The organism is Streptomyces sp. NPDC037242 (assembly GCF_055604165.1).
The window spans coordinates 181475-194145 of record NZ_JBVJUY010000011.1; the positions used below are offsets into that span (position 1 = coordinate 181475).

Consider the following 12671-nt stretch of genomic DNA (forward strand, 5'->3'; position numbering starts at 1 on the left):
CTATTCGAAGAACCACGCCTCGACCCCTCCCCCCCCCCCCCCCACCCCCGCCCCCCCCCCCCCCCCCCCCCCCCCCCCCCCCCCCCCCACCCTCCCCCCCTCCCCCCCCCCCCCCCCCCCCCCCCCCGCCACCATGACGGCGGACAGCCCGACAGCACACTGGGGGGCGCTGTGACCGACAGCATGACCTTTCGCAACGAGGACCTGCCGGCCCTCTTCCACCACACCGACCAGGCGGCCATCTCCCGGCAGCGGGAGTCCACCCAGGCCACGCGCGCGCAGCTGATGCTGCTCGTCGCGGCCGCGGCCGCCGCCGCCCTGCCTTCGGGGCCGAAGCTGGGATCGCTGCACCTGTTCGGACTGCTGAGCGTGCTCGCGTACACCGGGGTGCTGGCCGTGGGCGTACGGGCGACCCGGCGCCGGGCGCGCCCGCAGTGGCAGCTCAACCGCAGCGCGGCGGAGTTCATCAAGTCCCTGGCCTGGCGGTACGCCGTGCACGGGGCACCGTTCGGCAGCGAGGTGTTCGGGCCGGAGGCCGCGTACCGCACGCGCCTGGAGGCGGGTCTGGACGAGCTGAAGAAGATGGGCTGGGCGGATCCGCGCGGCTCCGGGACGGTCCCGGAGGGCGGGGAGATCACCGGCGCGATGCACCGGCTGCGCGGACTGGCCTACCAGGTCCGGCGGGAGACGTACGTCCGGGACCGGCTGATCGAGCAGCGCAACTGGTACCAGCGCAAGACGGAGGTGTCGCGGCGGGCGACGGCCCTGTGGTCGTGGACGATCGTGCTGCTGACCTGTCTGGCGCTGCTGTTCGCGCTGATCGGGGCCTTCGGTTCGGGGCCGGCGCCGAAGCTGACCGGGCTCCTGAGCGCGGCCGCGGCGGCCGGGATCGCCTGGAACGAGGTGCGGCGCCACCATCCGCTGATCGAGGCGCACACCCTGATCGAGCAGGACCTGGCGGCGATGATGGTCGTGATGCAGACGACCATCACCGAGTCGCAGTGGCCGTCCGCGGTGTACGAGACCGAGCGGTACGTGTCCCCGATGCACACGGACTGGCTGGCCCGGCACAGCAGTTGAGGTGTCCCGCTGCGCTGCCGCGGGGCGGTGTCGGGGGCGGCTTCGGGGGCGGGGCTCAGTCCCGGGTCACGCCCTCGCGCCAGATCACGGTGACGGGCTTGCCGATCCCGCGGGCGTAGGCGACGATCTCGCCGGTTCCGCCGTGCCCGCGGGCGGGCTGTCCGTCCCAGACGGCCACGAGCCGGTCGCAGGAGTCGGCGATGTAGGTGCCGGCGGCGTAGTAGGCCTCGTCGGTGGAGCGGTCGAAGGCCATCCGGACCTCCTGGGTGGCCCGGCCCTTGAGCCCGAGGTAGCGGGCGAGCGCCTCGGCGCCCTCGAAGGCGTCCTCGTAGTCCCCGCTGGGGATCACCACGGTGAGGTCCGCGCCGTGTTCCAGGGCGATGGCGGCGAAGAGCTGGTCCGCTCCGTCCGCCAGGCTGGAGAGCGCCTCCAACGGCCCTTCGTGGCCTTCCAGTACGGCCCTCAGGCCCTCCACCACATGGCCGTGCACCTCGTCCGGGATCGAGCGGTGCCCGGTCACGCCGATACGTTTCATGCAGAGACCTCCCCCGTGTGACGCCCTGGACATCCTCCCAGAAGGCGGGAGGACGTCCAGGGGTGCAGCGGGGGCGCGTGGGTCTGCGCGGTGGGGCTGCGCGGTGGGTCTAGTAGACGCTGACCCCGTACGCGTTGAGCGCTTCGACGACGGGCTGGAAGTAGGTGGTTCCGCCCGAGGAGCAGTTGCCGCTGCCGCCGGAGGTGAGGCCGACCGCGCGGGTGCCGGAGTACAGCGGGCCGCCGCTGTCGCCAGGCTCGGCGCAGACGTTGGTCTTGATCATGCCGTAGACGATGTCGCCGCCGCCGTAGTTGACGGTGGCGTTGAGGCCGGTCACCGAGCCGCTGTGGGTGCCGGTGGTGGAGCCGCGCCGCTTCACGGCCATGCCGGTGGTGGCGTTGACGGCGCTGGTGATGTCCTGGCTGCCGACGGTGCCGGGGGGCACGGGCGAGTTGCTGGCGTACTTGATCAGGCCGTAGTCGTTGGTGGGGAAGCTGGATCCGGTGGTGGAGCCGAGCACGTTGGTGCGGGCGGAGTTGGTCCACCAGGTGCCCGCGCCGTCGGTGCAGTGCCCGGCGGTCAGGGCGTAGTAGTTGCTTCCGCTGCGCACGTTGAAGCCGAGGGAGCAGCGCCAGCCCGACGCGTAGATGGCGTCGCCGCCGGAGGCCAGCTTGGTGAGCTTGCCGGGGGTGCGCTCGATGCGCAGGGCCGCGGCGTCCGCTCCGGCCTCCCGGCGGATTCTCTCGAGGTCGGCGGCCGAGACGGTGGAGTCGGCGCTGACCACCAGGGTCCCGGTCGCGGGGTCGGTGTGCCAGGCGGTCCCCGCGACGTCGGCGCGCAGGACCGAGGCCCCGGCGGAGGCGAGGCGGGCGGCGCTGAAGCCCGCTCCCGGGGTGTCCCGGGCCGTGTCGTCGGCCTGCGCCGCTGCGGGGACGGCCAGGGCGGCCACCGCGGCCAGGCCGGTGGCCATCGCGAAGAGCCTGGTACGGGTGATGCGGTTGATGCTCACTTCTCGTCCTCCCGGTAGGGATCGGGGGCCCGGCGGTCGTGGGGGTGCCGGTGCCCGTGGGGGGCGGTCAGGGACGCGGCGGGCACGAGGCCTTTCGACGTGCCCCTGACAAACCCGAGAGACGCTGTCGGGAGTGTCCTGGCGTCAGATACCGGTCGCAAGGGCGGCTTTCAGCCGACGCTCGCCCGCGGCGATCTCGAACGGCAGGGTGTTCCCGGGGGGCGGGAATGGGCAGATGAAGTGATCCGCGAAGGCGCAGGGAGGCAGCAGGGCCCGGTTGAGGTCCACGGCGATCGAGCCGTCCGCGGCCGCCGCGCCGGGCTTGAGGAACCGGAAGCGGTAGCTGGAGCGGCCGCCGGTCGCATCGCCGATGACCGCCCAGAGGCTGGCGTCCTCCTCGTCCACGGCCACCTGGAGCCGGTGTTCGGCGCCCTCGAAGCGGAAGCTCAGCTCACCGCCGAGGCCGAGCCCGCGGGCCCGCCCGTCGGCGTTCTCCACCTGGACGGTCCGGTCCTCGGCGTACGGCCGGAAGTGCCCCGGCAGCACGAAGACCGGATCGTACGGGGTGGCCTCGATGCCCGCGAAGGCGGCGCGGGCCTCGGAGTCGGGGTCGAAGACGCGCACCGCCCACTCGCCCTCCCGCCGGAGCACGAGGAGCCGTACGTCCCCGGCCGCGACCCGGGAGTGCGAGGGCGGGGCCTCGTCGGCGGCGAGTACGACGTCACCGGTGAAGGGCGCGCCGTCCAGGCTGATGCCGTCCTCGGCGGCCGCGGTGAGGGCCACTCCCGCCCCGCTGGTGCGCCAGCGCCCCGGAACGGCCGGAATTCGACCTTCCGGGTAATCGGCGAGCCAGTGGGTGCCGATCAGCGCGAGGGGGCCGTAGGGGGCGGACACGGCGGCCACCCGGTGTTCGTGCCACTGCCGCCAGGCCGCGGCCGGGTCGTCGCCTGCGTCAACGCTCATGCCGCTCACCCTTTCCACATCAGCCCGGACGGGAACCTCCCCGTACCCCGTCCGGACCTGTGGATTTCTGACGGGGCCTCAGCAGCCGTCGCAGGGACAGCAGCAGCAGTCGCCGCATCCGCAGCCGCCGCAGTCACAGCCCCCGCAGTCGCAGTTGTCGCACCACGCCTGCTTCTTCTCCCGGGACCACGGCCCCTCGTGCTCGGCGCAGCACAGCTGGCAGGTGCAGAACAGCCCGATGGCCACGGCACAGCCGGCGAGCAGCCCGCGGCGGGGCTTCTGCGGGGGCATCCAGCCGCCTCCGCCACCGCCGCCACCGCCGCCCGGCCCCATGGGCGGTGGCGGCATCCCGGGCCCGCCGGGGGCGTACGGGGGGTTCGGGGCGTACGGGTTGCCGTTCCCGCTGCCGTACGGAGTGCCGTACGCCGTGCCGTACGCGGGGCCCGCGCCCGGGGCGTCGTATCCCTGCGGCGGCGGCCCGAAGCCCCCCGCCGAGGCGGTGGCGCCGTGCCCGTGCGTCGCACAGCTGCCGGTCCCGAAGGCCCGGTCCACGGAGGTGCGCAGCTCGTGCACCAGCAGCCGGTGGGCGAGGCCCGCGTCCGCGAACTCCACCTCGCGCAGCGCGAGCCGGATGCCGTGGAGGGCGTCGTCGCACAGCCGCCGGGCCTCGGCGAGCGTGGTCCCGGTGGCGGTCAGCGGGTTCCAGGCCCCGGCGGCGCGGTCCGCGGCCTGGTCCTCGACCGCGTCCAGCAGGTGTGCCAGGCGCCCGAAGTACCGGCCCGCCTCGGCCAGCGCGGGGGCGTTGCCTGGCCGGCCGGCGAGGGTCGCGGTATGGGCGAACGCGGCGGCCGTCGCGGTCTCGGTGGGCTCGGTGACGACGAGCACGGGCGTGCCGAGGCCGGCCAGCGTCTCGATGCCCGCCTGCCGGTCCACGGCGTCGACGAGCACCGCGGTGTCGAAGCCGAGCGAGGCACCGGTACGGGCGCCCGCACGGTCCCAGCCCCGGGCCACCCGGCGCGCGGCGGCGGCGATCGGAGCGCGGGCCAACAGCCCGTCCCGGTCGGCCACGTGGTCCCGTACCTTCGCGGAGGCCAGCACGAGCGAGACGGCGGCCGCGAGCCGCGCACCCTCGCCCTTCGCCACCGCGGCGGTCCGCATGCCGCGCAGCGGGCAGGGGCCCGCGGTGCGCCGGGAGCCGGCCGCCGGACCGGACTGAGCCTCCGTCAGAACCGAGACGAGCAGCCCGTCGTAGTTGGTGACGATCCGGGCGAACTGGCCGTGATCGCCCCTAAGTGCCAGGCAGAGCCCGCACAGATGGGCCATCCACTCCGCCTTGAACCGCTCTCCCAGCCGGTGCGTACAAGGTCTGACGATGCCGAACAATCCACTTCCCCCGTGTGTCATACGCGTACTCGACGGGCATCGTATCGAGCCGGGTCCTTCACCCGTACGTCCCCATCGGTCACCCATACGGCAGCAGCGGTCGTATTTTCACTCAGTCAGCAGTGGTACCCACCAGGATCCTTGACGGTGCAACGGATGTTCTGCACCAGTACCGTCACGAAACCCCTGCGCGGCGGCTATCCACTTGGCGCGTTGTCAGCATCATGGACGACGATAGGGATGCGGAAGAGAAGACAGACTGACCGCGATGAAAGGAGGCGTCCATGGGTTCGGTGCGCAAGGCGAGTGCCTGGCTGGGTCTCGTGGAGGACAGCGACGACGAGCGTTACTACGACGACGACTACGCGGAGGCCCCGCAGGGCTCGGTGGTCGGCCCCGGCGAGCAGTGGGTCACCGACCCGCGCGTCAAGGTGGCGTCGGAGTCCGCCGTCGAGCAGGGCCGTCGGATCGCGACGGTCACCCCGGACGGCTTCCGTGACGCCCGCGGCATCGGCGAGCTGTTCCGCGAGGGCGTCCCGGTCATCGTGAACCTGTCGTCCATGGACCCGGGCGACGCGAAGCGCGTGGTCGACTTCGCGGCCGGACTGACCTTCGGGCTGCGCGGTTCGATCGAGCGGGTGGCGACCAGGGTCTTCCTGCTGACCCCGGCCGACACCCAGATCGTGAGCGGCGAGCCCGGCGGCCGCTCGCGCGACTTCTTCAACCAGAGCTGAGCAGGGCCCTCACCGGCCCCCCGGTCCTCCCGGCGCCCGTGCCTAACGGAAGGCGTCGAGCCCGGTGAGCGCCTTGCCCAGCACCAATTGGTGCATCTCGACGGTGCCCTCGTAGGTGAGGACCGATTCGAGGTTCGTGGCGTGCCGCATGACGGGGTATTCCAGGGAGATCCCGTTGGCGCCGAGGATGGTCCGCGCGGTGCGGCAGATCTCGATGGCCTCGCGGACGTTGTTGAGCTTGCCGAAACTGATCTGCTCGGGCCGCAAGGTGCCCGCGTCCATCCGCCGGCCCAGGTGGTGGGCGAGCAGGATGCCCTTGTGGAGCTCCAGCGCCATGTCCGCGAGCTTGGCCTGGGTGAGCTGGAAGCCGCCGATGGGCCTGCCGAACTGCTCGCGCGTCCTCGCGTAGCCGAGCGCGGACTCGAAGCTCGCGCGCGCCGCGCCCATGGACCCCCAGATGATCCCGTACCGCGCGTGGCTGAGGCAGCCGAGCGGCCCCTTGAGCCCGGTGACTTCCGGGAGCACCGCGTCCGCGGGCAGTCGTACGTCGTCCATGACCAGCTCGCTCGTCACCGAGGCGCGCAGCGACCACTTGTGCTTGATCTCCGGCGCGGAGAAGCCGGCGGTGTCCGTGGGCACGGCGAAGCCGCGGATCCCCTCGTCCGTCTGCGCCCACACCACGGCGACGGACGCGACGCTTCCGTTGGTGATCCACATCTTGCGGCCGTTGAGCACCCAGTCGGCGCCGTCGCGCTTCGCGTACGTGCGCATGGCTGCCGGGTCGGAGCCCACGTCGGGCTCGGTGAGCCCGAAGCAGCCGATCAGCTCGCCGGCCGCCATCCCGGGCAGCCAGCGCTGCTTCTGCTCCTCCGAGCCGTACTTCCAGATCGCGTACATGGCGAGCGACCCCTGTACGGACACCAGGGACCGGATCCCGGAGTCGGCGGCCTCCAGCTCCAGGCAGGCGAGGCCGTACTGGACGGCACTGGCGCCCGCGCAGCCGTAGCCGGTCAGGGACATCCCGAGCGCGCCGATCGAGCCGAGCTCGCGGGCCAGCTCGCGGATGGCGGGCAGCTCGCCGCTCTCGTACCACTCGGCGATGTGCGGCAGCACGCGGTCGGCGGCCCAGCCGCGGACGGTGTCGCGGATGGCGAGGTCCTCGGGGCTGAGGAGCTCGTCGAGGCCGAGCGGATCGGTGGGAACGAAGGACACGGGGGCCTCCCGGCGGGCCTGAGGGCGAAACCTAGCGGTGCAAGTTTGGCCCCGGCCCCGCCGCGGGTCCACCCCCGCCCGGTCGACGGGCGGGTCAGCCGACGGCCGGGGCGCGCTCCGAGGTCGCCTGCGCGGGGAGGCGTACGGGCTCGGTCCCGACGGGCTCGGCCTCCGCCGGCTCGGGGCACTCCATGGCGCGCGGAAGCTTCAGTGCCATCACCGCGCCGGCGAGCAGCAGCCCTGCGCTGACCATCAGCGTCACGTGCAGCCCTTGCACGAACGAGTGCCGTGCGGCCGCGTACAGCGACTCGCCCGCCGGACCGCCCAGGTGCGCGGCGATCTGGTAGGCCTCGCCGAGGGAGTTCGCGGCCCTCGCCGAATCCGCCGGGGAGACCCCCGGCACGTGCGCGAGCCCCGGCGCGTAGGCCGCGTTCATGACGCTGCCCAGCAGCGCGATGCCCATGCCCGCGCCCAGCTGGTACGAGGTCTCGCCGATCGAGGCCGCTCCGCCGGCGGTGGCCGCCGGGGCCTCGCTCAGCATCGACTCGTACGCCGCGAACAGCGTGGTCTGGAGCCCGAAGCCGAGCAGGATGAACCCGACCGTCAGCAGTACGGGCCGGTCCTGCTGCCCCATGAAGGTCAGCAGGAGCACGGCGCCGGCGGTCAGTACGAAGCCCAGCGACACCATCGTGCGCGGCCCGATCCGCGCCAGCGTGTACGACCCGGTGGCCCCGGCGGCCATGGCCGCGAAGGTGAGCGGGAGCAGCCGCAGGCCGGTCTCCAGCGGGCTGAGGTGCAGCACGAGCTGGAGGTACTGCACGGCGATCAGCTCCAGGCCGACCAGCGCCAGCATGGCGAGCACGATGCAGCCGACGGACGTCGTGAAGGCGGCGCGGGAGAACATCCGCATGTCGATCAGCGGATGCGGACGCCGCTTCTGCCGCCGGACGAACAGGATCAGCAGCGCCGCGCCGAGCGCCAGCGGGAGCAGCGCTTCGGGGTCGGCCAGCTGCCGCTCCGCACCGAGCCGCTTGACCCCGAGGACCGCGCCGAGCACACCGCCGGCGGCCATGAGCGCGCCGAGCACGTCCCACGGCCCGTCGCAGGAGCCCTTGGACTCGGGCAGCAGCCAGCGTCCGAGCGGCAGGATCAGCGCCATCAGCGGGATGTTGATGAGGAAGACCGAACCCCACCAGAAGTGCTGGACCAGGAAGCCTCCGAGGACCGGGCCGCCGGCCGCGCCGATGGCGGCGACGGCGGTCCAGATGCCGATGGCGAGGGCCCGCTCGCGCCGGTCGGGGAAGACCTGGCGCAGGATCGAGAGGGTGGCCGGCATGATCATCGCTCCGCCGACGCCGAGCAGGGCGCGGGCCGCGATGAGGACCTGGGCGTTGTCGGCCAGGGCGGCCACGGCGGAGGCGGCGCCGAAGAGCGCGTAGCCGAGGAGGAGGATCCGGCGGCGGCCGACACGGTCGCCGAGGGTGCCGAAGAGGATCAGGAGGGCCGCGCACACCAGCGGGTAGGCGTCGACGATCCACAGGAGCTCGATCGAGCCAGGGCGCAGGTCCTCGGTGACGGACGGGACGGCGACGTGGAGGATCGTCGCGTCGAGCGCGACGAGGACCAGGCTGACGCACAGCACCGCCAGGACGACCCAGCGGTTGGCCCCGCCGGAGACCGCGCCGAGCCGCTGCCAGAGGGAAGGGCTCCTGTCGCCGGCCGTGTTCGTCCCCGACATGCATGTACCTCCCAGATGATCCCTCGCACTCGGCGGACCAGCGTCTTTGTGGGGCCACGGGGTGTTCCGTGTGCGGTGTGGCGTCCTACGGGGTCCGGCGTCGACACGCGAGTGAAGAGTCAGCGTACGCGAGTTCGGCCGTCCGACACGTGGCCAAGCTCTCATCCCGGCACCGGCCGCCGTGTGGTGTACGCCACTCCCCGCACCTCGCCTTCCCCCCGCCCTTCCCCGGAGTGCACGCGCGCTCACGCCCGGTGGTTCCCGGCCACGCGCGGACGCCCCCGCCGTCGATAATCATGCCCGTGAAAGATCTTGGATTTCGCCGGGCCGCGCCCGCCCTGGCCGTCTTCGCGGCGGTCCGGCTGCTCGGGCTGGCCGTGCTCGGCGTGTGGGGAGCGGCCGCCGGCAGCAGCCCGCACACACTGCTCTCCGCCCGCTGGGACTCCCTCTGGTACGCCCGCATCGCCGCCGAGGGGTACGGGTACGAGGTGGCCCTGCCCAACGGGGACGTCCACTCCAACCTCGCCTTCTTCCCCCTGCTGCCCTGGCTGGAGCGGCTGGTGTCGGCGGCGACCGGGCTGTCCCACGGCTCGGCGGGCCTGGTGGTGTCCGCGGTCGCCGGGCTCGCCGCGGCCTGGGGGATCTTCGCCGTCGCCGATTTCCTCCACGGCCGGCGGGCCGGGGTCTGCGCCGTCGCGGTCTGGGCCGCGCTGCCCGTCGCTGTCGTCCAGTCCATGGCGTACAGCGAGTCGCTGTTCACCGCCCTCGCGGCCTGGGCCCTGTACGGGGTCCTGCGCAGGCACTGGATCACCGCGGGGCTGCTCGCGGCCGGGGCGGGCCTGACCCGCCCGGTCGGGGCCGCGGTCGTCGCGGCGCTCTGGGTGGCCGCCGTACTGGCCTGGCGGCGCGGGGAACGGTCCTGGCGGATGGCAGTCGGGGCGCTGCTGGCCCCGATGGGCGCGGCGGCGTACGTCCTGTGGGTCGGCGCGCGCACCGGCGGCGGGCTGCTGGGGTACCTGGACGTGCAGGGCGGCTGGGGCAACGGCTTCGACGGCGGCTGGGCCTTCGCCCGGTTCATCGGGGCGAAGCTGGTCTCCTCCGCCTTCCTCGCCGGGGTCGGACTGATCGCGGGCGTCGCCCTGGTGCTGTGGCTGTACGGGCTGTGCGTGCGCCGGCGCCAGCCGGCGCCGCTCCTCATCTACTGCGGGATCGTGGTGGCGCTGGCGCTGTGCGCGTCCGGGTACTTCGGTTCCAAGCCCCGGCTGCTGCTGCCCGCCTTCCCGCTGCTGCTGCCCGCGGCGGTGGCGCTGGCCCGGTGGCGGACGGGCCGCGCGGTCGCCGTGCTGGGCGCTGCGGCCCTGGCCTCGGCGGTCTACGGGGCGTTCTGGCTGAACGGCTCGGGCCCGCCGTAAGCAGGGTGATTGACCTGCACCGATAAAGCCGGGCTAAGTCTTCGGGAAATGTCCGGGGCATTGGATCGGCACCGCTCCAACTAATGCCCGAATACCAGGAATTAAGCACTGTGTGAGACCCACTCCACATCACATGGTCATCACAAAGCCCGCGATTCGACCGGGCCGACCATCGGCGCGCGGTAACGTCGATTGAGTGCGTACCGATCAAATCCTGACCCGTCTGGAGCGGGTGTTCGCCCGGCTCGACCGGGAACCAGAGCGACCGGCTCATCTGCAAACACCGCGGATGAGCCGGCACCGCGTCGTGCTCCTCGGGTCAACTCTGGCCTTCTACATCGCGATCGTGGTGGCCGTACTGACCACGTCCTGGCTCGTCCGTCTGGACTGGCAGGTCATGTTCTTCCGGCCCTACGAGCAGTGGCCGCAGCTGCACGCCTTCCTCGACTACCTCGTCGTCCTGGGCCAGCGCGGACCCACCGCGGTCATGGTCGCCGCCTGGCTCGGGTGGCGCTCCTGGCGGCAGCACACCCTCCGCCCGCTGATCACCCTGGGCGTGGCGCTGCTGCTCCTCAACATCACGGTCGGCGCCGTGAAGCTCGGCCTCGGCCGGCTCGGCCCGCACTACGCCACCGAGATCGGCTCCGCCGAGCTCTTCGCGGGCGGCGATATATTCCCTTCCGGCCACACCGCCAACGCCGTCGTGACCTGGGGAATCCTGGCCTACCTGGCCTCCACCGTGGTCACCCGGCGCGTGCTGTCCGTGGTCTCCGCGGTGGTCTCGCTCAGCGTCGGGGCCACGACCGTGTACCTCGGCACCCACTGGGTGAGCGATGTCCTGCTCGGCTGGTCCGCCGGCCTGCTCGTCCTGCTCGCGCTGCCCTGGTGCGAGCCGCTCATCTCCGCGATCGAGGCCCGCGTCTTCGGCCTGCGCGAGCAGCTGCGCCGCCGGATGGAGGCCGGGCAGGTGCCCGCGCCGCTCACCGGCGTACTCGTACCGCTGCTCTCGGCGGGCGGAAAGTGGCAGTTCCAGGGCCCGGCCGCGACCGCGGAGCCTGCGGCGCAGCCGGCCCCGGCCTCCGGGCACGCCCCCGCGCCCCGGCCCGCCGCGCACATCCCGTCCCGCCCGCACCTGATCCGCTCCGAGCGCACCCCGCTCACCCCGGCGGGCAGCCGCCGCCCGGCCCACGGCGAGCGGGCCGCCGCCCGCGCCGCCGCCCGCCCGGTGGCCGGGGGCTAGCCGGGGCGGTACGCGCCACGCACGCACGCGCGTACCGACGGACGACAACGGCGGGCCCGGTCTCTTCGACCGGGCCCGCCGTTTTGTCGTTCATATGGCCGGAACGTCAGCCGTACGCCCGGAGGTTCGTCCGTCCCGGGTCACGCTTGTGTCACGGATTGTCGACAGTTGTTTGACGGTGGAGTTCGGGTGGAGAAATCTCTTTCCGCCCCGCGACACGCCCGGCGGAAATTCTCTTCGGAATTCCCGCACAGGGCCCCTGAATTCGGTTCCGAACCCTCCCTGGTTCCTTACAACTCCTTCACCTCGCGGGGCTCCAGAGCCCGGCCGAGAAGATCCCTGGCAGCCCTGATACGGTCCGTCAGCTCAACGGGTTCGACGACTTCGAACTCACAGCCGATCATCATGATGTGAATCACAAGAACGTCGAGGTTCACCGCCCCGGTGCGCAGGATGCAGCTCTCCTCGTCGACCGGTTCCAGGATCCCGTCGCTCGGCCCGACGATCTGCGCGGCCTCCTGCACGGACACCCGCAGCCGTACGACGGCCTTCGTCGCGTACACCCGCTGGGAGACCCCCTCGGAGACGTACGCGGCCAGGTCCTCGGCCGGCGCCGGGCGCGGGGTGAAGCGCGGGCCGTGCGGCGGCCTCGGCTCGATGCGGTCGGCCCGGAAGGTCCGCCAGTCCCCGCGGTCGAGGTCCCAGGCGACCAGGTACCAGCGGCGCTCGGTGCACACGAGCCGGTGCGGCTCGACCGTACGGCGGGTGACCGCGCCCCCGTGGTCCCGGTACCCGAAGCGCAGCCGCTCGCTGTCGCGGCACACGGTGGCCAGCTCGGTCAGCACGGCGGGGTCGACGGCGGAGCGCTGCGCGCCGCGCAGCATCGGCACGGTGAACCGGTTGAGCGCGGAGACCCTGCCGCGCAGCCGGGAGGGCAGCACCTGCTCCAGCTTGGCGAGGGCCCGTACCGAGGCCTCCCCGATCCCCTCGACCCCGTTCCCGGCGGCCGTACGCAGGCCAACGGCCACGGCGACGGCCTCGTCGTCGTCGAGGAGCAGCGGCGGCAGCTCGGCCCCGGCCCCGAGCTGGTACCCGCCGCCGGTGCCGGGGCTGGCGTTCACCGGGTACCCGAGCTCGCGGAGCCGGTCCACGTCGCGCCGCACGGTCCGCGGCGTGACCCCGAGCCGCTCGGCGAGATCGGGACCGGTCCACTCCCGATGGGCCTGCAACAACGACAACAGACGCAACAACCGCGCGGAGGTCTCAAGCATCCGCCCAGTCTGCCGTGCCGCTCCCTGCACCCCCGCCCGGAGGCGGCCTCGGCCCGAACCCGCGGCCTCAGCCCCAATCCAGCCCCGCCGGCGT

General features: G+C 73.0%; 11 protein-coding genes. 4 read left to right on the forward strand and 7 right to left on the reverse strand.

The features are described 5' to 3' along the window. The first annotated feature begins 183 nt into the window (after positions 1-183). Positions 184-1080, forward strand: coding sequence for a DUF4231 domain-containing protein (locus ACZ7GJ_RS15900; protein ID WP_470752161.1), 897 nt, complete (start codon positions 184-186; stop codon positions 1078-1080). A 55-nt stretch (positions 1081-1135) separates the two neighbouring features. Here the strand turns inward: ACZ7GJ_RS15900 and ACZ7GJ_RS15905 are convergent, their stop codons facing one another. The 4 genes from ACZ7GJ_RS15905 to ACZ7GJ_RS15920 all read right to left on the reverse strand — a co-directional run bounded on the left by ACZ7GJ_RS15905 (position 1136) and on the right by ACZ7GJ_RS15920 (position 4970). Beyond that, positions 1136-1615 carry a hypothetical protein gene (locus ACZ7GJ_RS15905; protein ID WP_470752088.1) on the reverse strand — a complete coding sequence of 160 codons (480 nt, stop codon included), beginning with the start codon at positions 1613-1615 and terminating at the stop codon, positions 1136-1138. A gap of 109 nt (positions 1616-1724) precedes the next feature. Next, positions 1725-2585 carry a S1 family peptidase gene (locus tag ACZ7GJ_RS15910; RefSeq protein WP_470752162.1) on the reverse strand — a complete coding sequence of 287 codons (861 nt, stop codon included), beginning with the start codon at positions 2583-2585 and terminating at the stop codon, positions 1725-1727. A 183-nt stretch (positions 2586-2768) separates the two neighbouring features. Next, positions 2769-3587, reverse strand: coding sequence for a DUF1684 domain-containing protein (locus ACZ7GJ_RS15915; protein WP_470752089.1), 819 nt, complete (start codon positions 3585-3587; stop codon positions 2769-2771). A 78-nt stretch (positions 3588-3665) separates the two neighbouring features. Then, complete coding sequence (locus ACZ7GJ_RS15920; RefSeq protein ID WP_470752091.1) at positions 3666-4970, reverse strand: DUF5685 family protein; 1305 nt, start codon at positions 4968-4970, stop codon at positions 3666-3668. Positions 4971-5254: 284 nt separating this feature from the next. Between ACZ7GJ_RS15920 and ACZ7GJ_RS15925 the strand changes: the two genes are divergently transcribed. Next, on the forward strand, positions 5255-5704 hold the full coding sequence (locus ACZ7GJ_RS15925; protein ID WP_365917832.1) for a cell division protein SepF: 450 nt from the start codon (positions 5255-5257) through the stop codon (positions 5702-5704). Between the two features lie 42 nt (positions 5705-5746). Here ACZ7GJ_RS15925 and ACZ7GJ_RS15930 read toward each other — a convergent pair whose 3' ends face one another. Together ACZ7GJ_RS15930 and ACZ7GJ_RS15935 are read right to left on the reverse strand one after the other, a co-directional pair. Continuing rightward, positions 5747-6916 (reverse strand): acyl-CoA dehydrogenase family protein, encoded by a 1170-nt coding sequence (locus ACZ7GJ_RS15930; protein ID WP_470752093.1) that lies wholly within the window; start codon positions 6914-6916, stop codon positions 5747-5749. 94 nt (positions 6917-7010) lie between these two features. Further along, entirely contained in the window at positions 7011-8654 is a 1644-nt protein-coding gene (locus tag ACZ7GJ_RS15935) for an MFS transporter (RefSeq protein ID WP_470752094.1), read from the reverse strand. A 296-nt stretch (positions 8655-8950) separates the two neighbouring features. Between ACZ7GJ_RS15935 and ACZ7GJ_RS15940 the strand changes: the two genes are divergently transcribed. After that, on the forward strand, positions 8951-10066 hold the full coding sequence (locus ACZ7GJ_RS15940) for a glycosyltransferase family 39 protein (RefSeq protein WP_470752095.1): 1116 nt from the start codon (positions 8951-8953) through the stop codon (positions 10064-10066). Positions 10067-10262: 196 nt separating this feature from the next. After that, a complete protein-coding gene (locus ACZ7GJ_RS15945; RefSeq protein WP_470752096.1) occupies positions 10263-11306 on the forward strand; it encodes a phosphatase PAP2 family protein in 1044 nt (347 codons plus the stop codon). Between the two features lie 290 nt (positions 11307-11596). Here the strand turns inward: ACZ7GJ_RS15945 and ACZ7GJ_RS15950 are convergent, their stop codons facing one another. Then, positions 11597-12577 carry a helix-turn-helix transcriptional regulator gene (locus ACZ7GJ_RS15950; protein WP_470752098.1) on the reverse strand — a complete coding sequence of 327 codons (981 nt, stop codon included), beginning with the start codon at positions 12575-12577 and terminating at the stop codon, positions 11597-11599. Positions 12578-12671 lie beyond the last annotated feature (94 nt).

What these genes read in the sequence shown, in the direction of transcription:
- ACZ7GJ_RS15900 (WP_470752161.1), top strand. Translation starts at nt 184, where the DNA reads ATGACCTTTCGCAACGAGGACCTGCCGGCCCTCTTCCACCACACCGAC.
- ACZ7GJ_RS15915 (WP_470752089.1), bottom strand. Translation starts at nt 3,587, where the DNA reads ATGAGCGTTGACGCAGGCGACGACCCGGCCGCGGCCTGGCGGCAGTGG.
- ACZ7GJ_RS15905 (WP_470752088.1), bottom strand. Translation starts at nt 1,615, where the DNA reads ATGAAACGTATCGGCGTGACCGGGCACCGCTCGATCCCGGACGAGGTG.
- ACZ7GJ_RS15940 (WP_470752095.1), top strand. Translation starts at nt 8,951, where the DNA reads ATGCCCGTGAAAGATCTTGGATTTCGCCGGGCCGCGCCCGCCCTGGCC.
- ACZ7GJ_RS15910 (WP_470752162.1), bottom strand. Translation starts at nt 2,585, where the DNA reads ATGGCCACCGGCCTGGCCGCGGTGGCCGCCCTGGCCGTCCCCGCAGCG.
- ACZ7GJ_RS15935 (WP_470752094.1), bottom strand. Translation starts at nt 8,654, where the DNA reads ATGTCGGGGACGAACACGGCCGGCGACAGGAGCCCTTCCCTCTGGCAG.
- ACZ7GJ_RS15925 (WP_365917832.1), top strand. Translation starts at nt 5,255, where the DNA reads ATGGGTTCGGTGCGCAAGGCGAGTGCCTGGCTGGGTCTCGTGGAGGAC.
- ACZ7GJ_RS15950 (WP_470752098.1), bottom strand. Translation starts at nt 12,577, where the DNA reads ATGCTTGAGACCTCCGCGCGGTTGTTGCGTCTGTTGTCGTTGTTGCAG.